At 70.7% G+C, this 23,938-nt stretch carries 23 protein-coding genes; 17 read left to right on the top strand and 6 right to left on the bottom strand.

Annotated features, from left to right (window positions below; all coding sequences use genetic code 11):
• Positions 1-164 precede the first annotated feature (164 nt).
• A complete protein-coding gene (locus G5C66_RS19270; RefSeq protein ID WP_165112543.1) occupies positions 165-1,283 on the bottom strand; it encodes a substrate-binding domain-containing protein in 1,119 nt (372 codons plus the stop codon).
• Between the two features lie 96 nt (positions 1,284-1,379).
• On the opposite strand from G5C66_RS19270, the gene G5C66_RS19265 reads away from it, so the two are divergent.
• The 13 genes from G5C66_RS19265 (at position 1,380) to G5C66_RS19205 (ending at position 12,105) form a co-directional block, all read left to right on the top strand.
• Positions 1,380-1,793 (top strand): MarR family winged helix-turn-helix transcriptional regulator, encoded by a 414-nt coding sequence (locus G5C66_RS19265; protein ID WP_165112542.1) that lies wholly within the window; start codon positions 1,380-1,382, stop codon positions 1,791-1,793.
• A gap of 127 nt (positions 1,794-1,920) precedes the next feature.
• Positions 1,921-3,162 (top strand): urea ABC transporter substrate-binding protein, encoded by a 1,242-nt coding sequence (gene urtA / locus G5C66_RS19260; RefSeq protein ID WP_338144234.1) that lies wholly within the window; start codon positions 1,921-1,923, stop codon positions 3,160-3,162.
• Positions 3,163-3,166: 4 nt separating this feature from the next.
• Positions 3,167-4,051: an urea ABC transporter permease subunit UrtB gene (gene urtB, locus G5C66_RS19255; protein WP_165112540.1), complete on the top strand. Its 885-nt coding sequence runs from the start codon at positions 3,167-3,169 to the stop codon at positions 4,049-4,051.
• Complete coding sequence (urtC, locus tag G5C66_RS19250; protein WP_241248660.1) at positions 4,048-5,178, top strand: urea ABC transporter permease subunit UrtC; 1,131 nt, start codon at positions 4,048-4,050, stop codon at positions 5,176-5,178. The genes urtB and urtC overlap by 4 nt, the downstream gene beginning before the upstream one ends.
• Positions 5,175-5,900, top strand: coding sequence for an urea ABC transporter ATP-binding protein UrtD (gene urtD / locus G5C66_RS19245; RefSeq protein WP_165112539.1), 726 nt, complete (start codon positions 5,175-5,177; stop codon positions 5,898-5,900). Before urtC ends, urtD begins: the two co-directional genes overlap by 4 nt.
• Complete coding sequence (locus G5C66_RS19240; protein ID WP_165112538.1) at positions 5,900-6,577, top strand: ATP-binding cassette domain-containing protein; 678 nt, start codon at positions 5,900-5,902, stop codon at positions 6,575-6,577. Before urtD ends, G5C66_RS19240 begins: the two co-directional genes overlap by 1 nt.
• A 12-nt stretch (positions 6,578-6,589) precedes the next feature.
• Complete coding sequence (locus G5C66_RS19235; protein WP_165112537.1) at positions 6,590-6,892, top strand: urease subunit gamma; 303 nt, start codon at positions 6,590-6,592, stop codon at positions 6,890-6,892.
• 9 nt (positions 6,893-6,901) lie between these two features.
• Positions 6,902-7,222, top strand: coding sequence for an urease subunit beta (ureB, locus tag G5C66_RS19230; RefSeq protein WP_165112536.1), 321 nt, complete (start codon positions 6,902-6,904; stop codon positions 7,220-7,222).
• The gene (locus tag G5C66_RS19225) at positions 7,222-8,916 is read left to right on the top strand and encodes an urease subunit alpha (protein WP_165112535.1); all 1,695 of its coding nucleotides are present in this window, start codon (positions 7,222-7,224) and stop codon (positions 8,914-8,916) included. The genes ureB and G5C66_RS19225 overlap by 1 nt, the downstream gene beginning before the upstream one ends.
• 15 nt (positions 8,917-8,931) lie before the next feature.
• On the top strand, positions 8,932-9,594 hold the full coding sequence (locus tag G5C66_RS19220; protein ID WP_206444307.1) for an urease accessory protein UreF: 663 nt from the start codon (positions 8,932-8,934) through the stop codon (positions 9,592-9,594).
• Complete coding sequence (gene ureG / locus G5C66_RS19215; RefSeq protein ID WP_165112534.1) at positions 9,587-10,330, top strand: urease accessory protein UreG; 744 nt, start codon at positions 9,587-9,589, stop codon at positions 10,328-10,330. The genes G5C66_RS19220 and ureG overlap by 8 nt, the downstream gene beginning before the upstream one ends.
• Complete coding sequence (locus G5C66_RS19210; protein ID WP_165112533.1) at positions 10,311-11,057, top strand: urease accessory protein UreD; 747 nt, start codon at positions 10,311-10,313, stop codon at positions 11,055-11,057. Before ureG ends, G5C66_RS19210 begins: the two co-directional genes overlap by 20 nt.
• 13 nt (positions 11,058-11,070) lie before the next feature.
• The gene (locus G5C66_RS19205) at positions 11,071-12,105 is read left to right on the top strand and encodes an Atu2307/SP_0267 family LLM class monooxygenase (RefSeq protein WP_165112532.1); all 1,035 of its coding nucleotides are present in this window, start codon (positions 11,071-11,073) and stop codon (positions 12,103-12,105) included.
• On the opposite strand, the gene G5C66_RS19200 is transcribed toward G5C66_RS19205, so the two are convergent.
• The 4 genes from G5C66_RS19200 to G5C66_RS19185 all read right to left on the bottom strand — a co-directional run bounded on the left by G5C66_RS19200 (position 12,102) and on the right by G5C66_RS19185 (position 18,396).
• A complete protein-coding gene (locus tag G5C66_RS19200; protein WP_165112531.1) occupies positions 12,102-13,571 on the bottom strand; it encodes an NCS2 family permease in 1,470 nt (489 codons plus the stop codon). The two genes, G5C66_RS19205 and G5C66_RS19200, sit on opposite strands and share 4 nt — an antisense overlap.
• Before the next feature lie 40 nt (positions 13,572-13,611).
• Entirely contained in the window at positions 13,612-16,041 is a 2,430-nt protein-coding gene (locus tag G5C66_RS19195) for a GH92 family glycosyl hydrolase (protein WP_165112530.1), read from the bottom strand.
• Positions 16,042-16,105: 64 nt separating this feature from the next.
• Positions 16,106-17,197, bottom strand: coding sequence for an N-ethylmaleimide reductase (nemA, locus tag G5C66_RS19190; protein WP_165112529.1), 1,092 nt, complete (start codon positions 17,195-17,197; stop codon positions 16,106-16,108).
• Between the two features lie 23 nt (positions 17,198-17,220).
• Entirely contained in the window at positions 17,221-18,396 is a 1,176-nt protein-coding gene (locus G5C66_RS19185; protein WP_165112528.1) for an ROK family transcriptional regulator, read from the bottom strand.
• A gap of 167 nt (positions 18,397-18,563) precedes the next feature.
• On the opposite strand from G5C66_RS19185, the gene G5C66_RS19180 reads away from it, so the two are divergent.
• From G5C66_RS19180 to G5C66_RS19165, 4 genes are all read left to right on the top strand, one after another.
• Entirely contained in the window at positions 18,564-19,835 is a 1,272-nt protein-coding gene (locus G5C66_RS19180) for an ABC transporter substrate-binding protein (protein WP_165112527.1), read from the top strand.
• Positions 19,836-19,918: 83 nt separating this feature from the next.
• The gene (locus tag G5C66_RS19175; protein ID WP_241248659.1) at positions 19,919-20,857 is read left to right on the top strand and encodes a carbohydrate ABC transporter permease; all 939 of its coding nucleotides are present in this window, start codon (positions 19,919-19,921) and stop codon (positions 20,855-20,857) included.
• On the top strand, positions 20,854-21,735 hold the full coding sequence (locus G5C66_RS19170) for a carbohydrate ABC transporter permease (protein ID WP_165112526.1): 882 nt from the start codon (positions 20,854-20,856) through the stop codon (positions 21,733-21,735). The genes G5C66_RS19175 and G5C66_RS19170 overlap by 4 nt, the downstream gene beginning before the upstream one ends.
• An 18-nt stretch (positions 21,736-21,753) precedes the next feature.
• On the top strand, positions 21,754-22,989 hold the full coding sequence (locus G5C66_RS19165) for an AGE family epimerase/isomerase (protein ID WP_165112525.1): 1,236 nt from the start codon (positions 21,754-21,756) through the stop codon (positions 22,987-22,989).
• On the opposite strand, the gene G5C66_RS19160 is transcribed toward G5C66_RS19165, so the two are convergent.
• A complete protein-coding gene (locus G5C66_RS19160; RefSeq protein WP_165112524.1) occupies positions 22,947-23,858 on the bottom strand; it encodes a dioxygenase family protein in 912 nt (303 codons plus the stop codon). The genes G5C66_RS19165 and G5C66_RS19160 overlap by 43 nt on opposite strands.
• Between the last annotated feature and the right edge of the window lie 80 nt (positions 23,859-23,938).

Raw genomic sequence — 23,938 nt, 5'->3', positions numbered from 1 at the left:
ACGGCTCCATCGTCACCATCACACCTACCCGCCACGTCTACACGAGCCCGCCACCGGAACCCTGGCGACCGGACCCACCACCCCTATCGCGGGCAGAGTTCGCGCTGCGCGACGTACTCCTCGACCACACCCTCGCCGCCTGACATGTCACAGCAGGAGACCCGCTACGAGGCGTACGCGATCTGCTCCTGGATCTCGAAGCGGAGTCCGTCGGCGGCGGCGATGTAGACGTCTTGGTCCACGAGGTTGCCGTGCATCCGCATCAGGCCGCGGGGGCTGGAGTAGGTGTGGCGCTCGGCGAGGCGCAGCGCGGGCTCGACCTCGAGAGAGCCGCAGGCGTCGCCGACCTGGCGCAGGAACATCAGCGACTCGTAGCAGGATTCGCCGACGGCGTTCAGGGAGGGCGCGTACTCGCCGAAGCGGCGATAGTAGCGATCGGCGAGGCCTGCCGACTCGGGGGTGGTGAGGCCGTCGAAGTAGGCAGCGGCGGCGAAGACGTTGGCGTTGGCGCCGGCGCCGCCGGCGAGGAGGGTGTTCTCCTCGACCGCGGGGCTCAGCCGGGTCAGCGACGAGCTCAGCCCGGCGGCGGCGAACTGGCGGTTGAAGTGCACCGCGTCCTGCCCCATGAGCAGCATGATCACGCCGTCCTGCTCGCCGCCCTCGAGCCCGCGCAGCACGCCGGCGAAGTCGCGCGTCCCCAGCGGGACGTACGTCTCGCTCACGACCTCCGAGAGCGAGCCGCGCAGCGCGGCGCGGGCCGTCGATCCGGTGACCCGCGGGAAGACGTAGTCGTTGCCGACGACGGCCCAGCGGGAGACGCCGTGGTTGGCCCGCATCCAGGCGGCGGCGGGGAGCAGCTGGTTGACCGGGCGCTCGCCGATCATGAAGACACCGGGGGTGTCGTCGCCGCCCTCGTGCATGGCCGCGAAGGCATAGAGCGACCGGCCGCCGACGCGGGCGGTGATGGCCTGGCGGACCGCCGAGATGTGCCAGCCGGCGATCGCGTCGACCCGGCCGAGCTCGACGAGCCGGGTCACCTCGGCGGCGACCTCGGCAGGCGGCCGTCCGGCGTCGACCGCCACCAGCTCGACCGGCCGTCCGGCGATCCCGCCACCGGCGTTGAGCTCCTCGGCAGCCAGCTCGCCACACGCCAGGCAGCCGGGACCGTAGATGCCGGTCGGTCCCTGCATCGGCACCACGAACGCGATCGAGACGGCCTCCGGCGGACGCGGTGCGAGGCCCAGCAGGGCATGGGAGGACGGGGTGAACGACGGTGGAGTCATCGACACCTGCTCCCGTACGGAATGTTGCCCTGATGACTCATCATTGAGCCGTTGGGTGGCTAGGGTACGGCAGACATCGATCGTCGGGAGGACGTCATGGAGGTTGCTGAGACGGCCGGCACGGATCTGCGCTGCTCGGATCCGGTCGTGCTGCTCGCCCGGGCGCAGCGCCGGGTCGAGCGCGCGCTCGCCGAGACGTACGCCGACTTCGACCTCACCGCGGAGCAGTGGCGCATCCTCAGCGTGCTGCTCGACGAGCCGGGCCAGACGATGACGCGGCTTGCGGACGGCGCCGCGCTCCCGGCCGGCACCCTGACCCGCCACGTCGACCGGCTCGTCGAGCGAGGGCTGGTGCTGCGCAAGGTCCATGCCGAGGACAAGCGCCGAGCCGTCGTCGCGCTCTCGCCGGTCGGCGCCTCGGCCGCCCGGGAGATCCGCTCCCGACAGCGGACCGAGGCCGTCGCCCGGGTCACCCGCGACCTCCGGTCGGCCCTCGACGACCTCTCCTGAGCTCTGCCGACTGAGGGCAGTTTCCGTCTGGAAACAAATCCTCACAGAGTCCGATACATCGGCGAAACAAGCCGTCCCTAGATTCCTTCCATTCGAGAGCAATTGTCCGATGGAAGGACCCCCACCCGTGCGTACGAAATTCTCGAGCCGCATTCTCGCGGCCAGCTCGGTGCTCGCTCTGGGCCTGACCGCGACCGCCTGCGGCGGCGCGAAGACCGGTGACTCCGCGACCGGCGAGAGCTGCGTCGACACCAGCGGCGACACCGTCAAGATCGGCTTCCTCAACTCCCTGTCGGGGACGATGGCGATCAGCGAGACGACCGTCTTCAAGTCCCTGTCCATGGCGGCCGAGGAGATCAACGCCGACGGCGGCGTGCTCGGCAAGAAGCTCGAGATCGTCAGCGAGGACGGCCAGTCCGAGCCGACGGTCTTCGCCGAGAAGGCGACGAAGCTGATCCAGGACGACTGCGTTGCGGCCGTCTTCGGCGGCTGGACCTCCAGCTCGCGTAAGGCGATGCTGCCGGTCTTCGAGGGCAACGACGCGCTGCTCTTCTACCCGGTGCAGTACGAGGGCCTGGAGTCCTCGCACAACATCTTCTACACCGGCGCGACCACCAACCAGCAGATCATCCCGGCCCTCGACTTCCTCAAGCAGGAGAAGAAGATCGAGTCGATCTTCCTGGTCGGCTCCGACTACGTCTTCCCGCGCACGGCCAACAAGATCATCAAGCAGTACGCAGCCGCCAACGGCATCGAGGTGCTCGGTGAGGAGTACCAGCCCCTGGGCTCGACCGACTTCGGCACGGTCGTGGACAAGGTCAAGGCCGCCGGCGCGGACGCGGTCTTCAACACCCTCAACGGCGACTCCAACGTGGCCTTCTTCAAGGAGTACAAGGGCAAGGGCCTGACCGCCTCGGCCATGCCCGTGCTCTCGGTCTCCATCGCCGAGGAGGAGGTCCCGGGCGTCGGCGTGGGCAACCTCGAGGGGCAGTACACCGCCTGGAACTACTACCAGACCATCGACAGCCCGGCGAACAAGGAGTTCGTGACGGCCTTCAAGGCGGCCAACGGCGCCAAGGCGGTCACCTCCGACCCGATGGAGGCGGCCTACACCTCGCTCTACCTGTGGAAGGGCATGGTCGAGAAGGCCGACTCGTTCGCGGTCGAGGACGTCATCGACGCCGCCGACGGCGTCACCTACGACGCGCCCGAGGGCACCGTCGAGGTCGACGGCGAGAACCACCACATCGCCAAGACCGCGCTCATCGGACAGGTGAACTCCGAGGGCCTGATCGACACGGTCTGGTCCAGTGACAAGCCGATCGAGCCCGACCCCTACCTGAAGTCCTACGACTGGTGGAAGAACTAGCCCGTTGGACGCGCTGCTCGCCCAGGTCTTCACCGGCGTCTCCGCCGGTGCGGTCCTGCTCCTCATCGCTCTCGGGCTCACCCTGACCTTCGGTCAGATGGGCGTGATCAACATGGCCCACGGCGAGTTCATCATGGCCGGCGCGTACACCGCCTACGTCGTCTCGCTCGTCGTCGCCAGCACCGAGCTGAGCCTGCTGATCGCGCTCCCCGCGGGGTTCGTGATCGGCGGCCTGCTCGGGCTGGCGCTCGAGGCGAGCGTGCTGCGGTGGATGTACGCCCGTCCGCTGGACACGCTGCTGGTCACCTACGGCGTCGGCCTCGTCCTGCAGCAGGTCGCGCGCGACGTCTTCGGGGCTCCGGCCAAGGAGGTGCCCGCGCCGGGCTGGCTCGACGGCTCGATCCCGATCCTCGGCTACGACTTCCCGCTGACCAGGCTCTTCATCATCGTCCTGGCCGGGCTCTGCGTCGCAGCGCTGCTGGCGGTGCTCCGGTTCACGGCGCTCGGGCGGCAGATCCGGGCGACCGTCGGCAACCGGGACCTCGCCGAGACCATCGGCATCTCCACCCGGCGCACCGACCGGGCCACCTTCTTCATCGGCTCCGGCCTGGCCGGCGTCGCCGGAGTGGCGCTCACGCTGCTCGGCTCGACCGGACCCAACCTCGGCACGTCCTACATCGTGCAGGCGTTCCTCGTGGTCGTGGTCGGCGGCATCGGCCACCTCAAGGGCACCATCGTGGCCGCCCTCGGCATCGGCCTGCTGCAGGCGTTCTTCGCCCACGCCCTGACCGGCTCGGTCGCGCAGGTGATCGTCTTCCTGGCGATCGTCGCCTTCCTGCAGGTGCGCCCGCAGGGCATCCTCTCGGTCCGGACCAGGAGCCTGGCATGAGCATGAAGAAGCTCTCCCCGTACGTCGGCTGGCTGCTGCTCGCGGTCGCCCTGCTCGTCCTCGCCCCGGCGGTGCTCTCCGACTTCCGGCTCGGACTGCTGGCCAAGTACTGCTGCTACGCCATCGCCGCGGTCGGCATCGGGCTGGCCTGGGGACGGGGCGGGATGCTGGTGCTCGGCCAGGGGCTCTACTTCGGCATCGGCGCCTACGCGATGGCGATGCACCTCAAGCTCGCCGACGCCGGTCCCGGCGGGGTGCCGGACTTCATGGCGCTCTACGGCGACGCCACCGTGCCGGGCTGGTGGGAGCCGCTGCGCAGCGGAGCCTTCGCCGTGGTGGTGATCCTCGTCCTGCCGGCTCTGGTGGCGGGCCTGCTGGGACTCGCGGTGTTCAAGCGACGGATCAAGGGGGCGTACTTCGCCATCCTGAGTCAGGCGCTCGCGGCCGCCTTCGCGATCCTGCTCGTCGGTCAGGTGAAGACCACCGGCGGCGCCAACGGGCTCAACAACTTCCAGGGCTTCTTCGGGTACGCCCTGTTCGACCCCGCCAACAAGCGGATGCTCTACTTCATCGCCGCCGGGATCCTGCTGGTCTCGATCCTGGCGATGGCCTGGCTCTACCGCAGCCGCTTCGGCGAGCTGCTGGTCGCGGTCCGCGACGGCGAGGAGCGGGTCCGCTTCCTCGGCACCGACCCGGCCAACGTGAAGCTGGCGGCGTACGTCATCGCGGCTGTCCTGGCCTCGATCGGCGGTGCGCTCTTCGTGCCGATCGCCGGGATCGTCTCGCCCGACGACGTCGGCGTGGTCGCCTCCATCGGACTGCTCGCCGGGGTGGCGCTGGGCGGGCGCGCCTCGCTGCTCGGCCCGGCTGTCGGTGCGCTGCTCGTCGGCTATGCCGAGACCTCGCTCTCCGAGGCCTTCCCGGGGTCGTGGTCCTACTTCCAGGGGGCGCTGTTCGTGCTGGTCATCCTGCTGCTGCCGGGCGGGCTGGCGCAGCTGCTGAATGCTCGCCGAGGTAACTCGGTGAGCAGTCGCTTCCTTCGTGGAGTTCCGCGAGGGAAGCAAGCCCAGGCCGAGTTACCTCGGTCAGCATCCGAGGCAGCGCCCGAGGAGGCGGCAGCGCGATGACCCTGACGGTGAACGACCTGAGGGTCGAGTTCGACGGCTTCGTCGCGATCGACGGTGTCTCCCTGACCCTCGAGCCCGGCCGGCTGCACTTCCTGATCGGCCCCAACGGCGCCGGCAAGACGACGCTCGTCGACGCCCTGACCGGCCTGGCGAAGGGGAGTGGTGAGGCGCGCTATCGCACACGAGACCTGCTCGCGCTGGCATCGCACCGGATCACCCGCCTCGGCGTGGGACGTACGTTCCAGACCGCCACGGTCTTCGAGGAGCTGAGCGTCCTGCAGAACCTCGACATCGCCGCGGGCGTGCACCGGGCGCGGTGGCGGCTGATGCTGCCGCGGCGGGGTGCGCCCGAGCGGGTCGCCGAGGTGATGGAGACGGTGGGGCTCACCGAGCTGGCGGACCGGCCGGCCGGGGTGCTCTCGCACGGGCAGAAGCAGTGGCTGGAGATCGGCATGCTGCTGGTGCAGGACTCCTCGGTGATGCTGCTCGACGAGCCGGTGGCCGGGATGTCGGCCGAGGAGCGCGAGGAGACCGGCGAGCTGCTGCGCCGGATCAGCCCCGGGCGGACCGTCGTGGTGATCGAGCACGACATGGACTTCGTGCGCAGGTTCGCCGACGTCGTCACCGTCCTGCACGCCGGGAAGGTGATCGCCGAGGGCACGGCCGCCGAGATCCGGGAGGACGCCCAGGTGCAGCTGGTCTATCTAGGAGAGGACGCCTGATGCTGAGGATCGAGTCGGTCACCGGCGGCTACGGCCGCACCACGGTGCTCCACGAGGTCAGCCTGGAGGTCCCGGCCGGCGCCGCGGTGGCCCTGATGGGGCACAACGGGGCCGGCAAGACGACCCTGCTCAAGGCCGCGGCCGGGCTCGTCCGCCCCAAGAGCGGCCGGGTGCTGCTCGACGGCGAGGACGTCACCGCGCTGCGGCCGAGCGCGCGGGTGAAGCGCGGTCTGGGCTACGTACCGCAGGGGCAGCAGAGCTTCGGCGACATGACCGCGCTGGAGAACCTCCAGCTGGTCGGCGACCGCGCCGGGATCAGCGAGATGCTCGACCTGTTCCCCGCGTTGAAGGAGCTGCTCGGCAGGCGGGCAGGCCTGCTCTCCGGCGGCCAGCGCCAGCAGCTCTCGATCGCTCGCACGCTGCTGACCAGGCCGAGGCTGCTCATCCTCGACGAGCCGACCGAGGGCATCCAGCCCAACGTGGTCGCCGAGATCGAGCGGGTGATCTCCGAGCTGACCGGACGCGGTGACCTCACCGTGCTCCTGGTCGAGCAGCACGTCGGGTTCGCGCTGCGTACCGCCTCTGCCTACTACATCCTCGAGTCCGGCCGGATCACCGCGAGCGGTGACGGCGGCGCCGGGGCGCACGAGCACGTCCGATCCCAGTTGGCCGTCTAGAAGGATCCGCAGATGCATCTGACCCCGTCCGACACCGAGAAGCTGCTGCTGTCCGTGGCCGGGATGGTCGCGCGCGACCGGCTCGCCCGCGGCGTGCTGCTCAACTACCCCGAGTCGGTCGCGCTGCTGTCCACCTGGGTGATCGAGCGCGCCCGCGAGGGCGCCTCGGTCTCCGACCTGATGACACGCGGCCGCACCGTGCTGACGCGGGAGCAGGTCATGCCCGACGTGGCCGACATGCTCGTCGAGGTGCAGGTCGAGGCGACCTTCCCCGACGGCCGCAAGCTCGTCACCATCCACCAGCCCATCGCCTGAGGAGGCCCCATGTCTGTGCAGTCCCGAGGACCCGGAGCCGTACGCGTCGCCGAGGGCACCATCCATCTCAACGCCGACCGGAGCGAGTCGGAGCGGCGTACGCTGATCGTCCTCAACACCGGCGACCGGCCGGTCCAGATCGGCTCCCACATCCACCTCGCCGAGGTGAACTCCGCTCTCGACTTCGACCGCGCCGCGGCCGAGGGGTTCCGGCTCGACATCCCGGCCGGGACGTCGCGCAGGTTCGAGCCGGGCGCGTCCCGGGAGGTCGCGATCGTCGCGCTCAAGGGCGCCCGCGTCGTGCCCGGCATCCAGATCAAGGAGGGGTGATGGTCGAGATCAGCAGGACCGAGTACGCCGCGCTCTACGGCCCCACGACCGGCGACCAGGTGCGGCTCGGTGACACCGACCTGTGGATCGAGGTCGAGGACGACCTGACCGCGGGCGGCGAGGAGTCGGTCTTCGGCGGCGGGAAGTCGATCCGCGAGTCGATGAACCAGTCGACGGTGCCCCGGTCCGAGGGCGCGCTCGACACGGTGATCACCAACGCCGTGGTGCTCGACCACTGGGGCATCGTCCGGGCCGACGTGGGGATCCGCGGCGGACGGATCGTCGCGCTGGGCCGCTCGGGCAACCCCGACATCGCCGACGGCGTCCACCCGGACCTGGTCATCGGGCCGGGCACGGACGTGGTCAGCGGCGAGGGCAAGATCCTCACCGCCGGGGCGATCGACGTCCACGTACACCTCCTGTCCCGCTCTCAGATCGTCGAGGCGATCTCGACCGGCACCACGACCGTCGGTGGTGGCGGCACCGGTCCGTCGGAGGGCTCCAAGGCGACCACCGTCACCCCCGGGCCGTGGCACCTGGAGACCATCCACCGGGCCCTCGACGACCTGCCGGTCAACCTGCTGCTGATGGGCAAGGGCAACACCGTCTCCGCCGCCGGGCTGGCCGAGCAGGCGCTGGCCGGGGCTGCCGCCTACAAGGTCCACGAGGACTGGGGCTCGACCCCGGCAGCGATCGACGCCGCCCTCAAGGCGGCCGACGAGCACGGCCTGCAGGTGACGCTGCACTCAGACTCCCTCAACGAGGCGGGCTACCTGGAGTCGACCGTCTCCGCGATCGCCGGCCGCTCGATCCACGCCTTCCACGCCGAGGGCGCCGGGGGAGGGCACGCGCCCGACATCCTCTCGGTCGCCTCCCTGCCGTACGTCATCCCCGGCTCCACCAACCCGACCCTGCCGCACACCGTCAACACCGTCGCCGAGCACCTCGACATGCTGATGGTCTGCCACCACCTCAACCCGCGGGTGCCTGAGGACCTGGCCTTCGCCGAGTCGCGCATCCGGGCGACCACGATCGCCGCCGAGGACGTGCTCCACGACCTCGGCGCGCTGTCGATCACCTCCTCCGACGCCCAGGCGATGGGCCGCATCGGCGAGGTCGTCTGCCGCACCTGGCAGGTCGCCCACGCGATGAAGGCCCGGCTCGGCTCGCTGGGTGGAGCGGCGGACAACATCCGCGCGAAGCGGTACGTCGCGAAGTACACGATCAACCCCGCCATCGCTCACGGCATCGCCGCCGAGGTCGGCTCCGTGGAGCCCGGCAAGATGGCCGACCTCGTCCTGTGGGACCCGCGGTTCTTCGGCATCCGCCCGGAGGTCGTGATGAAGGCCGGGACCCTGGTCTGGGGCGCCCTCGGCGACCCGAACGCCTCGATCCCGACCCCGCAGCCGGTGCTGATGAGGCCGACCCTGGTGGGGCCGGGCGCGGACCACGCGGTGTCGTTCGTCGCCCCGGCGGCCCTCGCCGCCGGCCTGGCCGAGCGTCTCGGCCTGCGTCGCCGCCTGGTCGGCATCGAGCCGACCCGGGAGATCGGAAAGGCGCAGATGGTCAACAACTCCGCGACTCCGGACATCCGGATCGAGCCCGAGACCTTCCGCATCCACGTCGACGGCGAGCTCATCGAGCCCGCGCCCGCCACCGAGCTGCCGCTGACGCAGCTCTACTCGATGTTCTGAGCGGCTCTGAGCCCGATGTCCGAAGAGCTGCTCATGATGCTGCTGGCCGACGCCCGTCTCCCGGTCGCCGGTCACACCCAGTCCGGCCAGCTGGAGGCAGCCGTACGCTCCGGCCTGGCCGCCGAGCAGGTCCCCGTCTTCATGCGCTCCCGCCTGGCCAGCGTGGTGCGGGTCGAGGCGGGCACGGCGGTCGTGGCGCTGCACCGGCTGCGTGCCGGCCTGCCGCTCCCGACCGTCGTCGACGCGTGGGCGGCGCGCACCCCGTCGGCCCCGATGCGGGACACCTCCCGCACCCTTGGTCGGGCGCTGTTGCGGCTGGTCAAGAGGCTGTTCCCGGACTCGGGGCACGTCGCCGAGGTCGCCGCCCTCGAGCGTCCCTGCCGACCGCTCGTCCTGGCAGCGGCGGCCGCCACCGGCGGCCTCGCGCCCGCCTCGCTGGGCCGGCTGGTGGCGTACGACGACCTGCAGACCGTCGCCTCGGCAGCCCTCAAGCTGCTGCCCCTCGACCCGCTCGACACCACCTCGTGGGTCCGCGACCTGCTCCCGGAGGTCGAGCGGGTCGCCACCGAGGTCGCCTCACTGACCGACCCCGACCAGATCCCCGCGCCCAGCGCGCCCCAACTAGACCTGTGGGCTCAGGCCCACGCCCGTACGACCAGGAGGTTGTTCAGTGCCTGAAAACACGACGACGAACGGCAGGGGACTGCGCATCGGGGTGTGCGGACCCGTCGGCACCGGCAAGAGCTCGCTCATCGCGCTGCTGTGCCGCGAGCTGGCCGCCGACCTCGAGATCGGCGTGGTCACCAACGACATCTACACCGACGAGGACGCCCGCTTCCTCCGCTCCGCCGGGGTGCTCGACCCGGCCCGCATCCGGGCGGTCGAGACCGGCGCGTGTCCCCACACCGCCATCCGCGACGACGTCACCGCCAACCTGATCGCCGTCGAGGAGCTCGAGGAGGAGTTCGCGCCGCTGGACGTGGTGCTGGTCGAGTCGGGCGGCGACAACCTCACCGCGACGTTCTCCCCGGCGCTGGTCGACACCCAGATCTTCCTGATCGACGTCGCCGGCGGCGGCGACGTGGCCCGCAAGGGCGGCCCCGGCATCGAGCGTGCGGACCTGCTGGTGGTCAACAAGACCGACCTCGCCCCGTACGTCGGTGTCGACCCGGCCGCGATGGTCTCCGACGCGGGGTCGGTGCGTGAGGGCCGCCCGGTGATCGCGCTCTCGCGCACCGACCCGTCCTCCGTGGAGGCGCTGATCACCTGGGTGAGGTCCGAGCTGGCCCGGCACCGCGGCGGCTCCCTCGTCCCCGCGGACCCCGGGCCGATGGCGCCGCACTTCCACGCCGACGGGACCAGCCACACCCACGACCACGAGGCTGAGCATGTTCATGGCCACCAGCACGCCTGAGCTGGCCACCGGATCCCTGACCCGGGTCCGGGTCGGCGCCGTCGACGGCACCCGGGTGCGCGTCGAGACCGACGTCGCCGGACCGTCGACGGCACCCGCGCTGCGGCCGATGCTGCTCGCCAGCGACACCCGCTCGGCGCGGATCTCGCTGGTCCCCGACGGCGCGATGCTGCTGGCCGGCGACCGGATCGGCGTCGCCGTCGAGGTGGGGGAGGGCGCGAGCCTGACCCTGGTCGAGCCGGGAGGCACGGTCGCCTACGACATGGACGGCGGGCGGGCGACCTGGTCGGTCACGATCGACCTGGCGGCAGGAGCCACCCTGGTCTGGGCCGGTGAGCCGTTCGTCGTCTCCGCCGGCGCCGACGTCACCCGCGACACCCGGATCGCCATGGCGCCCGGCTCGAGGCTCGCCCTGCGCGAGACCCTGGTCCTCGGCCGCCACGGCGAGCGCCCCGGCCGAGCCCGCACCACCTGGGAGGCTCACGACCACGACGGCCGCCCGCTCCTGGTCGAGTCCCTCGACCTGGACGCTGGCTCGCTGGCTCCCGGACTCCTCGGCCCGCACCGGGTGCTCGGGTCGGTCACCGCGCTCGGGTGCGACGTACCGCCCGATGCCTGCCCGGACGGTCGGCTCGACCTGGAGCGCGGCGGCACGCTGTGGCGCCACCTCGCCGGCGAGGCCCACGAGATCCCGAGACAGCCCTGGGAATGCGTCACGACTGGTTGAGGTTTCAACGGGCGTGACTGACATCGAGTTCGGCCTGGACACCTTCGGCGGGGTCACCCGCGACGCCGAGGGCAAGCCGCAGCACCACGCGCAGGTGATCCGCGACATCGTCGAGGAGGGCGTGCTGGCCGACCAGGTCGGGCTCGACTTCTTCGGCGTGGGCGAGCACCACCGCCGCGACTTCGCCGTCTCCAGCCCGGAGATGGTGCTCGCCGCGGTCGCCTCCCGCACCGAGCGTCTCCGCCTCGGCTCCGCGGTGACCGTGCTCAGCTCCGACGACCCGGTGCGGGTCTTCGAGCGGTTCGCCACCCTCGACGCGGTCTCGCGGGGCCGTGCGGAGATCGTGGCCGGTCGCGGCTCGTTCACCGAGTCGTTCCCGCTGTTCGGCTTCGACCTCGCCGACTACGAGGAGCTCTTCGAGGAGCGTCTCGACCTGCTGGCCGCGCTGCTGAAGGAGGAGAAGGTCACCTGGGAGGGCCGCACCCGCGCGGCGCTCACCGACCAGGAGGTCTTCCCGCGCACCGAGAACGGCCTGACCGCGTGGGTCGGCGTCGGCGGCAGCCCGGAGTCGGTCGTACGCACCGCCCGCCACGGATTCGGCCTCTTCCTCGCCATCATCGGCGGGCCCGCCGACCGGTTCGCGCCCTACATCGACCTCTTCGAGCGCGCCCAGGACGAGTTCGGGGTGACGCGGAAGCGGGTCGCCGTCCACTCACCCGGCTTCGTCGCCAAGACCGACGAGCAGGCCCGGGAGACGGTCTACGAGGGCTGGCTGGCCATGCGCACCCAGATCGGCCGCGAGCGCGGCTGGCCGCCGCCGCGCCCCGGCGACTTCGAGCGCGAGATCGAGGGAGGGTCCCTCTACGTCGGCTCGCCCGAGACCGTCGCCCGGAAGCTCGCCAGCACGATCAAGGTGCTCGGCGTCGACCGGTTCGACCTCAAGTACGACCAGGGCCGGGTGCGCCACGAGGACCTGATGGGCTCGATCGAGCTCTACGGCACCCAGGTCGTGCCGCTCGTCAAGGACATGCTCAGCCCAGCTCGTTAGCGCAGCCAGCTCGAGATCGGGTGGATCGCGAAGTAGACGGCGAACATGACCGCGACCAGCCACATCAGCGGGTGGACGGACCTGGCCTTGCCGCGGACGATCTTGATGAGCACGTACGCCAGGAACCCGGCGCCGATGCCGACCGAGATCGAGTAAGTGAAGGGCATCAGCGCGATCGTCAGGAACGCCGGGATGGCGATGTCCGGATCGGCCCAGTTGATGTCCTTGACCTGCTGCATCATCAGGAAACCGACCAGCACCAGCGCGGGCACGGCCGCCTCCGACGGGATCACGGTGACCAGCGGCGCCAGGAACGTGGTGAGCAGGAACAGCACACCGGTGACCACCGCGGCCAGACCGGTCCGGGCGCCCTCGCCGACACCCGAGGCCGACTCGACGTAGGATGTGTTGGACGAGACGCCACCGGCACCACCGGCGGCAGCAGCCAGCGAGTCGACGACCAGGATCGAGCGCGTACGCGGCGGGGTGCCGTCCTCGCGCAGCAGCCCGGCCTCGGAGCCGATCGCGGTCATCGTGCCCATGGTGTCGAAGAAGTCGGCGAGCATCAGCGTGAAGATCAGCAGGATCGCGGTCACGATGCCGACGTTCTGGAACGAGCCGAGCAGGTTGAACTCGCCCAGCGTCGCGAACGAGGGCCAGTCGACGATCTTGTCGGGCATGGCCGGCACGTTCAGCGCCCAGCCGGTCGGGTTCTTCGCGCCGCCCGCGCCGAGGTCGGCGATGGCCTCGACGATGATCGCGAGCACCGTGGTGACCGCGATGGAGATCAGGATCGCGCCGCGCACCTTGCGCACCCACAGCGTGATGACCAGGGCGAGACCGATCACGAAGACCAGCACCGGCCAGCCCGCGAGCTGCCCGGTCGGGCCCAGCTGCACGGGGACGGTCGTGTTCGCGGCGTCGGGGATGCGGCGTACGAATCCGGCGTCGACGAAGCCGATCACCGCGATGAACAGGCCGATACCGACCGAGATCGCGGTCTTGAGCTCGCGCGGGACCGCGTGGAAGACGGCCTCACGGAACCCGGTGAGCACCAGCACGAGGATCACCAGACCCTCGATCACCACCAGTCCCATGGCGTCGGCCCAGGTCATCTGGCTCGCGATCGAGAACGCCACGAACGCGTTGAGCCCGAGGCCGGTCGCCAGCGCCAGCGGGTAGTTGGCGACGAGACCCATCAGGATCGTCATCACGCCGGCCACCAGCGCCGTGCCGGCCGCGATCGCGGCCAGGTTCTCGCCGCTGGAGCCGCCGAGGAGGTCGCCGTTCACGTCCTCCGCGAAACCGAGGATCAGGGGGTTCAGGGCGACGATGTAGGCCATCGTGAAGAAGGTGACCACGCCACCGCGGACCTCGCGTCCGACCGTGGAGCCGCGTGCGCTGATCTGGAAGAACCGGTCAAGAGCATGGGGACGTGCCGGGGTCGAAGTGCTCACGCCCCGCATCTTCGCAGATGCGGGGCGTGTGCTCGGCGAAGGGCGCTGGTCAGTCGGTGTGGTGGACCGGCAGGTCGGCCTCGGCGGTGCCCCAGGAGCGGTTGGGCTCGGCGCCGACGTCGATGCGGACGGCGCCGCCGCGGGTCATCACCGACTCGGGCAGCCATGACTGGGTGCGTGCCGTGCCGTCGAGGGTGACCGACTGGACGTAGACGTTCTCGGGGCTCGCCTGCGGTGACTCGATGACGATGTCGACGCCGTTGCCGCGGTGGATGATGACGCGCTCGAAGACGGGGCTGGAGAGCAGCATCTCGGCGCGGGCGGGGTCCTGCGGGTAGATGCCCATCGTCGAGAAGACGTACCACGCCGACATGGTGCCGAGGTCGTCGTTGCCGGGCAGGCCGCGCGGCCCGGTCCCATATGCCAGTGATGCCATCGCGCGGACCGTCTCCTGGGTTTTCCAGGGTGCGCCGAGAGCGTTGTACATCCACGGGACGTGGATGCCGGGCTCGTTGGTGGGGTCGTAGCGCAGCGCGTCGCCGCCGGTGTACTGCCAGGAGCCGTCGGCCTTGTGGAAGAACGCGTCCAGCCGCTGGATCGCCCGCTCGCGCCCACCGACGGCCTCGGCCAACCGGGCGACGTCGTGCGGCACCATCCAGGTGTACGTCGCGCTGCTCCCTTGCGCGAAGCCGGTCTGCGTCGACGGGCTGAAGCCGGCGACCCAGCTCCCGTCGGCGTTGCGGGCCTGCTGGTAGCCGGTGGTCCCGGTGGCGGGGTCGGTGGCGGCGGGGTTGAAGGTGTGCTGCCACCAGCCGGCCCGCTCCATCAGCGCGTCGGTCTCGGTGGACGAGGCACCGAGGCGGCGGCCCCAGTCGGCGAGCGAGTAGTCGGCGACGGAGTCCTCGAGGGTCTCGGCCGCGCCGCCCCAGCAGCGGCAGGTGTCCTGGGGTGCGTACCCCTTGGCGAGGTAGTCGGCCAGGTTCGGTCGCTGGCCGATGCACTGTCCCGGGCAGCCGTAGCTGGACAGCCCGTCGGGGTGCGGCACCGTCGCCTGGTGGACCAGCGACCGGTAGGCGCCGGCGGCGTCGAAGTTGCGCACGCCGAGCGCGTAGAACCCGGCGAGGGTCGGGGCAGAGGGGTCGCCGGTCATCACGTGCGTCCAGCCGCTGAGATGGACCCAGCGGTCCCAGACGCCGCCGTGCTGGCGGGAGTAGGCGTGCAGCGAGCGGGCGAAGTCGCCGGCCACGCGCGGCTCCAGGAGCGCGAGCAGCTGGGTGTGGGCGCGGTACTGGTCCCAGCCGGAGAAGTTTCCGTACTGCGCCTGCTGACCGCGCTCGATCCGGTGCACCTCCTGGTCGCTGCCCCAGTAGGTGCCGGCGACGTCGGAGATCACGTTGGGCTGCAGGTAGGAGTGGTAGAGGCCGGTGTAGAACGCCGTCTGCTCCTCCGCGGTGCCGCCGGCGACCTCGATCGAGGAGAGCGCGTCGCGCCACTCCGCGCGAGCGTCCGAGGCGACCGTCGCCACGGTGTCGCGCCTCCCGATCTCGGCGGCCAGGTTGGCCTCGGCTGCCGACTGGCTGGTGTAGGAGATCCCGATCCGCATCCGCACGCTCTGGTCGCGGCTCGGATCGAAGGAGACGTAGCCGCCCGAGCCCTGCCCCTGGCGGGCCGCGCCGGTCTCGTAGCCCTCGCCGCCGCGCGCCTCGGTGCTGCCCGGCTGGAGCTCGCCGTTGACCCAGGTTCCGTGGCCGGAGAAGCCGCGGTCGAACTGCGCGGTGAAGTAGAGCCGGTAGTAGGAGCGCTTGTTGCTCCCGCCGCCGTTGCCGCGCCGGCCGCAGAACGCGCCCGTGAGCACCGAGCCGCTCACCGTCCGCTTCGCCTCGTCGATCCGCGTCACCGCGGCCTCGCTGCCGTTGAGCGAGTTGGAGGTGCGGAAGAGCAGGTTGGCCGGCTTGTCGGCCGGGAAGGTCAGCTCGCTGACCGCCGCCCGGGTCGTCACCGCGGTGTCGACCTCGGCACCGTTGGCCAGGCCCAGCCGGTAGTGCCCCGGCTCGGCCAGCTCGTCGGCGTGGCTGAAGTTCGAGGCGTACGTCGCATCGGTGACGTCCGCGGTCGGCGACCCGGTCATCGCCGCGGTGTGCGGGAAGATCGGCACGTCCCCGGCGGCGCCCGGGTGGCAGCCCGCGCCGTTGACGTGGGTGAGCGAGAAGCCGCGCAGCCGGGTGGTGTCGTAGGAGTAGCCGTTCGACGCGGCGGTGTTGGTCTGGTCGCCCGCGGTGGAGGTCGGGCTGAACGAGATCATCCCGAAGGGACGTACGGCTCCGGGGTAGGTGTTGCCGCCGTTCGACGAGCCGATCAGCGGGTCGACGAGCGCCACCGGGTCACCGGCGGGCGGCGCGGCGGCCTGCGCCGCGGTGAGCGAGGTGAGCGCGCCGCCGAGCAGCGCGAGGGACAGGGCACAAGTCGCGAGAACCCGCATGGCGGAGGACGATTCCAGAAGTAGGCCCTCCGCCGTGCGGGTTTCAGGTGAGAGAGAGTTGAACTCAGGCGGTCCACTCGGGGTAGTCGGTGTAGCCGGCCTCGCCGCCGCCGTAGAAGGTCGCCAGGTCGGGCTCGTTGAGGGGGAGGCTCTCCGCCAGGCGCCGCGGCAGGTCCGGGTTGGCGATGAACGTACGCCCGAACGCGGCCGCGTCGATCAGGTCGGCCTCGAGCAGGCGGGCCGCCTTCTCCGTGGTGTAGGCGCCGGCGGCCACGATCGGGCCGGGGTGGGCGGCGCGCAGCTGCTTGCGGTAGTCGTCGGTCAGCTCCGGGCCGCCGGCCCAGTCGGGCTCGGAGAGGTGGAGGAAGGCGATGCCGCGCTTGCCGATCTCGGCGGCGAGGTGGAGGCCCATTTCGGCGCCCTCGGGGTCCTCGAGGCCGTTGAAGGGACCGATCGGCGAGATCCGGATGGCGACGTGCTCGGCGTCCCACTCGTCGATGACCGCGTCGAGGACCTCGAGGACGAGCCGGGCGCGGTTCACCAGGGAGCCGCCGTAGGAGTCGGTGCGCTCGTTGCTGCTGGCGCTGGCGAACTGGTGGAGCAGGTAGCCGTGAGCGGCGTGGATCTCGACCAGGTCGAAGCCGGCCTCGCGGGCGTTGCGGGTCGCGCGGCGGTAGTCGTCGATCAGGCCCGCGATCTCGGCGGTCTCCAGGGCGCGGGGCGTGGGGCAGCTGACGCGCGTCGGGGTGCCGTCCTCGCCGCGTACGGTCGTGCGGTTGCGGTACGGGAGCGCGGAGGCGCTGACCGGGAGGTCACCGTCGTGGAACGACTCGTGGGAGACCCGGCCGGTGTGCCACAGCTGTGCCGCGATCCGGCCGCCCGCCTCGTGGACGGCGTCGGTGACGTGACGCCAGCCCTCGACCTGCTCGGCGGAGTAGATGCCCGGGGTGTCCATGTAGCCCTTGCCCTGCGGCGAGACCTGGGTGCCCTCGGAGATGATCAGCCCTGCCGAGGCGCGCTGCCGGTAGTAGTCGGCCATCAGCGGGTTGGGTACGTCGCCGGGCTGGCTGGCGCGCATCCGGGTCAGCGGCGCCATCAGGACGCGGTTGGGGAGGGTTGTCGAACCCAGGCTCACGGGCGAGAAGAGTGAGGTCATGTGGCGCTGAACTGAGCGGTTGCTCATATTGTTCCCGGCGGCTGCGCCGAGGTCGCCGAACCGGCGATCACCAGCGCTCCCATGACACCGGCCTTGTCGCCGAGCTCGCTCGGCACCACGTCGAGCGCCGCGGCGGTGTCGGGCTGGGTGAAGCGGTCGATGGAGTCCTTGATCCCGAGGACGAACGACTCCGAGTGGCGCATCGTGTCACCCACCACGATCAGGGCCGGGTTGAGGTGGTTGCAGAGATCGGCGAGCACCCGCCCGACGGCACGGCCGGCGTCGTCGAGGATCCGGTTGACCCGGATGTCGCCCTCCTGGGCGAGCTCGAGCAGCCGCTCGACGCTGAGCGTCTCGTCGTAGGCCGGCTGCAGCAGCTCGACCAGGCGGGAGCCGCCGAACGCCTTCTCCAGGCAGCCGCGGTTGCCGCACCGGCAGATCGGGCCGTTGTCCTCGAAACGTACGTGGCCGATCTCGCCGGCGATGCCGGTGATGCCCCGGTAGAGCTTGCCGGCGAGGACCAGGCCGGCGCCGATGCCGCTGGAGGCCTTGACGTAGATGACGTCGTCGATGTCGCGGGCCGCGCCGTACTCGATCTCGGCGAGCGCGCCGAGGTTGGCGTCGTTCTCGATCTGGACGGGCAGGCCGATGCGGCGGGCGAGCTCCTCGCCGGGGGCGAGGTCCATCCAGTTGCCGAGGATGGGGGAGACGACGATGCCGCTGTGGGGGTCGACGGGGCCGGGGATGCCCATGCCGACGCCGAGGACCCGGTCGGTCCTCGGGTCGATGCCGGCCTCGGTCAGGCACTCGCGCACGAGCGCAGCGGCCCGGTCGATCGTCTCGACGGCGGAGTTGTCGACGTCGAGCCGGATCTCCCGCTCGACGAGCGGCTTGGCCGCGAGGTCGGCGACCGCGACGCGGACGTGGCGGTGGCCGATGTCGACGCCGATGAGGGTGCCCGGGGAGCCGCTGATGGTGAGGAGCGAGGGCGGGCGGCCGCCGCCGCGGGCCAGGGTGTCGCCGGTGGTCTCGACGATCTGCTCGGAGGCGAGCAGCTCCTGGACGATGCTCGACACGGTGCTGCGGGAGAGTCCGGTGCGCTGGGCTAGCTCGGCACGGCTGACCGGCGCCGAGCGGCCCAGGAGGTCCAGCACCTGGGCACGGTTGGCGACGCGCAGCCGCGACTCCGGAGTGGTCATGCCGTGACTGTAGGGGATTATGTCGATTTACGACAGATCTCAGGTTGAAAACGTCCTGCGTTATGCGTTGACTCGACAGAATGGAGAGGCGTACGTTGTCCCGGCACGCGACCGCGAGTAACCCAGATCACATACCGACGTAGCGGTCGCGCAACCGGAGGACAAAGATGAACGCAACGCGAAAGGCCCTGGCCGCCGGCCTGGCCGCCCTGAGCCTGCTGGCGGTCTCCGCTTGCGGGGGCGAGAGCGAGAGCGGCAGCACCGATGAGGTGGAGGTCTTCACCTGGTGGGCCGAAGGTAGTGAGAAGGCCGGGCTCGACGCCTTGGTCAAGGTCTTCGACGAGCAGAACCCCGACCTGAAGTTCGTCAACGGCGCCGTCGCCGGTGGTGCCGGCAGCGACGCGAAGAACGTGCTCCAGTCCCGCCTGCAGAACGGTGAGCCGCCGGCCACCTTCCAGGCGCACGCGGGTGCCGAGCTGACCGACTACATCAACGCCGGCCAGATCGAGGACCTCACCGACCTCTACGAGGAGAAGGGCTGGAACGAGCGCTTCCCCGAGGGTCTTCTCGAGCGGCTGAAGCAGGACGGAGGCATCTACTCCGTCCCCTCGAACATCCACCGCGCCAACGTGATGTGGGCCAACCCGGCCGTCCTGAAGAAGGCCGGCATCGAGGCCAACAAGACCTACGACTCGCTCGACGCCTGGATCGCCGACCTGAAGGCGATCAAGGCCAAGGGCATCATCCCGCTCTCGATCGCGACCGACTGGACCCAGGTCCACCTCCTCGAGACCGTGCTCCTCGCCGATCTGGGCGCCGAGGCGTACAACGGCCTCTGGGACGGCACGACCGACTGGGGCGGCAGCGAGGTCAAGGCCGCGCTGGAGGACTACAGCACGCTCCTCTCGCTGACCAACACCGACCGTCAGGGTCTCGACTGGCCGGACGCGACCCAGCTGGTGATCGACGGCCAGGCTGCGTACAACGTCATGGGTGACTGGGCCGAGGCGGCCTTCCAGGAGCAGAAGAAGAAGCTCAACACCGACTACACCGCGGTCCCGGTCCCGGGCACCGAGGGCGTCTTCGACTTCCTCGCCGACTCGTTCACGATGCCGGTCGACGGCCCCAACGCCGCCGGCACCGAGGCCTGGCTCGAGACCATCGCGAGCGACGAGGGCCAGGTCGCCTTCAACAAGGCGAAGGGCTCGATCCCGGCCAGCACCACGGCCGACACCGCCGACTTCGGTGAGTACCAGCAGACCGCGATCAAGTCGTGGAGCGAGGACGAGATCGTCTCCTCGCTCGCCCACGGCGCCGCGACCTCGGTCAACTGGCTGACCGACATCACCGCCGCGGTCGCGAAGTTCGGCAGCAACAACGACGTCGCCGAGCTCCAGGAGGGCCTCGTCGAGGCCGCCGAGGACAACAAGCCCGAGTAAGCGAATCCTCTTCTGGGCCGAGGGACTGCGGCCGCCCCCATGGGTCGCAGCCCCTCGGCCGCCCTTTGTGAAAGGACGGACACATGTCCTCCACGGTGCCCAGCACCGCCAGGCGACCCAGACGGGCCAGGGGCCGTATCGGCGGCCACGGGTGGGTCGCCCCGGTGCTCCTGATCCTGCCGACCGTCATCGTCATCGGCGTCTTCGTCTACGGCCTCATCGGGTCCAACATCCACACCTCCCTGCAGGACCGGCACAACATCGGGCCGTCCCAGGGCTTCGCGGGTCTGGAGAACTACCGCGACCTGTTCACCGACGACGACTTCATCTACTCGCTGCGCAACCTCCTGCTCTACACCGCGACGTTCCTCGTCGGCACGCTGTGCCTGGGGTTCCTGTGGGCGTGGCTGCTGGAGCGCAAGGCCCGCGGCGAGTCGCTGTTCCGGGCCATCTACCTGTTCCCGATGGCGGTCTCGTTCGTCGCCTCCGGTGTGGTGTGGCGCTGGCTGCTCAACAACGCCGAAGGTGACCGCGCCTCCGGCCTGAACCGGCTCTTCGGGACGCTCCACCTCGACTTCCTGCAGAACCCGTGGTGGACCAACGAGCGCTGGGGCATCCTGGCGATCGCCGTCCCCGCCATCTGGCAGCTCAGCGGCTACGTGATGGCGCTCTTCCTGGCCGGCTTCCGCGGGATCCCCGAGGAGCTGCGCGAGGCGGCCCGGATGGACGGGGCCTCGGAGTGGCAGCTCTACCGCCACGTCCTCTTCCCGCAGCTGAGCCCGGTCGCACTCTCCGCGATCATCATCATCGGCCACATGTCGCTGAAGGTCTTCGACCTGATCATGGCCATCGCCGGACAGACGAACTACACGACCCAGGTGCCCGCCACCCAGATGTGGATCGAGTTCACCCGTGGCGACTATGCCAAGTCGGCCGCCATCGGGACGATCCTGCTCGTCATCGTGGCGATCCTGATCGTCCCCTACCTCGTCTCCACCTACCGTCAGGAGCGTCGCCGATGACCACCGATGTGACGACCGACGCCATCCCGGCAGCCGTCGCGACCAGGATCCCGGGCGAGCGCTCGCGCGGCGTCTGGCGCACCGTCAAGTACGTCCTGCTGATCCTCTTCGCCCTGGTCATCCTGCTCCCGGCGTACGTCCTGTTCGTGACCAGCTTCAAGGGGCTCGGCGACGCGACCCCGGCCAACGCCTGGAAGCTTCCCGAGTCCTGGGAGACGGCCGGCTGGTCGCGCGCCTGGGAGCAGCTCGGGCCGGCGCTGGGGCGTACGTTCGCGATGGTCATCCCGGCCTCGATCATCTCCTCGGTGCTCGGGTCGATGAACGGGTTCGTGCTCTCCAAGTGGCGCTTCCCGGGCGCCGATGTGGTGTTCACGCTGATCCTGTTCGGGATGTTCATCCCCTACCAGGCGGTGATGGTGCCGCTGGTCCAGCTGATGAGCAACCTCGGCGTCCCCTCGGGCGTGCCGAGCCTGATCGTGCTGCACGTGGTCTACGGCCTGCCGATCACGACGCTGATCTTCCGCAACTACTACGCGGGCGTCCCGGTCGAGCTCGTCGAGGCGGCTCGGGTCGACGGCGCCGGCATGCTCCGGACGTACGGCTCGATCATCCTGCCGATCTCGGCACCGGCGTTCGTGGTGGTGCTGATGTGGCAGTTCACCTCGGCCTGGAACGACTACCTATTCGCGCTGTTCTTCTCGACCTCGCGCAACGGGCCGGTGACGATCGCGCTCAACTTCCTGGCGAGCGGTCAGCTGCAGGACTACTCCGCCAGCATGGCGGGCGCGCTGATCGCGTCCGTCCCGACGCTGATCATCTACATCCTGCTCGGCCGCTACTTCGTCGGCGGGCTGATGGCCGGCTCGGTCAAGGGATGACCAGCCGATGATGGATCGATGATGGACACGGATGCCGAGTGCCGCCGGCTGGCCGGGTTCGCCCGGGCGTCGGCGGCCTCGGCCGCCGGGTTCTGGTGGCTGGACGAGTCCGGCCGCCCGGACCCTGCGGAGCCGGTGCACACCTGGATCACCGCCCGGATGACCCATGTCTTCGCGCTCGCCCACCTGCGCGGAGACATCGAGGGCGCCGCCGAGCTCGCGGCTCACGGCGTCCGGGCGCTGTCGGGAGCGCTGTGCGACGTCGAGTTCGGCGGCTGGTTCGCCTCGGTGTCGGGGGAGGGGGAGCCGGTCGGCACCCTCAAGGAGGCGTACGCCCACGCCTTCGTCGTCCTGGCCGCGACCAGCGGTGTCGCGGCCGGTGTGCCAGGCGCGGACGCGCTGCTCGACGAGGCGCTGGGCGTGATGCAGCAGCACTTCCTCGACGACTCCGGCCGGGTGGTCGACAGCCTCGAGCGGGATCTTCGCTCCGGCGAGGCCTACCGCGGGGCCAACTCCAGCATGCACACGGTCGAGGCGTTCCTGGCCGCCGGCGACGTCACCGGCGACGCCGCCTGGCACCGCCGGGCGCTGGCGATCGCGGAGCACCTGATCCACGGTGTCGCCCGCTCGCACGGCTACGACCTGCCCGAGCACTTCGACCTGGACTGGTCGCCCGTGCTCGACTACAACGCCGACCGTCCCGGCGACCCGTTCCGCCCCTACGGGTGCACGCCCGGACACCTGCTGGAGTGGTCGCGGCTGCTGCTGCATCTCGACGCCTGCCTGGACGAGGCGCCGACGTGGCTGGTCGAGGACGCCCGGGCACTCTTCGAGCGCGCGGTCGAGGTCGGCTGGTCCGCCGACGGCGAGACCGGCTTCGTCTACACCACCGCCTGGGACGGCACCCCGGTCACCCGGCTGCGGCTGCACTGGGTGGCCGCGGAGGCGCTCGCCGCGGCCGGCGCGCTGTACACCCGCACCGGCGAGGCGGCCTACGACGAGTGGCGCCAGCGGTTCGAGGACTACATCGAGGCCCACCTCGTCGACCGCGAGCTCGGCAGCTGGCACCACGAGCTGGACGAGCACAACCGGCCCTCGCACGTGATCTGGCACGGCAAGCCGGACGTCTACCACGCCTACCAGGCTCTGCTGCTCGCCCGGATGCCGCTGGCCCCGGTGCTCTCGGTGCAGCTCGCCGCGGCCGGTCCGGGTCAGGCCGCCTGGAACGAGCGTCGGGAGAGCCCCAGGCCGTAGCCGTCCAGGGTCGTGGTGACCGGAGCCGTCGGGTCGGTCGCCGCGCCCAGGGTGACGAAGAGCGGGGTGAAGTGCTCCACGGTCGGATGGGCGTACGGCATGCCGGGCGCGGCGGTGCGGAACCGGGCCAGCTCGGCGACGTCGCCGCGGTCCAGGGCATCCGCGGCCCAGGAGTCGAAGTCGGCCGACCAGCCGGCCGGCTTGTTCTCGGTCATCATCTCGCGGGTGATGAACGGCAGCCCGTGGGTCATGTGGCCCGAGCCGACCACGAGCACGCCCTCCTCGCGCAGCGGCCGCAGGCGCTCGCCGAGGGCCAGCAGCTTGTCGGGGTCCTCGGTGGGCAGCGAGAGCTGGACGACCGGGATGTCGGCGGCGGGGTACATGATCTTCAGCGGCACCCAGGCGCCGTGGTCGAGGCCGCGGCGGGTGTGCTGGTGGGCGGACTCGGTGTCGGGCATCAGCGCCGCGGTGGTGCGGGCGAGCTCGCTCGCATCCGGGGTGTCGTAGCGCACCGAGTGGTAGATCGGGTCGAAGCCACCGAAGTCGTAGACCAGCTCGTCGGGGCGGGTCGCGCTGATCGAGAGCGGCGCCGACTCCCAGTGCGCCGAGATGACCAGGATGGCCTTCGGCCGGGGCAGCGAGCGGGCCCAGGCATACAGCGGGTCGAGCCACTCGGGGCTCTGCAGCGGCAGCGGGCCGCCGCCGTGGGACAGGTAGAGGCTCGGCAGCGGCCCGTCGGCAGGTGTCCAGACCCGGTGCGGGTCGGTCGCCTCGCGGGCCCGGACAGCGCGCAGGTGCTGGGTGAACGGATGTGTCTCGGGGAGGCGGGCGTCCGCGGCGGCGGTCGTGCTCTCGGGTGCGGTGGTCATGGCGGTCTCCTGCGGCTGGGCGCAATAGTTGTTGCTTGAACTAACTCTAGGCGTTCGCTGTTTGTTCCGGACAACTTTCT

The sequence above is a fragment of the Nocardioides turkmenicus genome (assembly GCF_011045035.1).
In the GTDB taxonomy this organism is placed as follows: Bacteria; Actinomycetota; Actinomycetes; order Propionibacteriales; family Nocardioidaceae; genus Nocardioides; species Nocardioides turkmenicus.
This window is presented reverse-complemented; position numbering and strand designations above follow the sequence as displayed.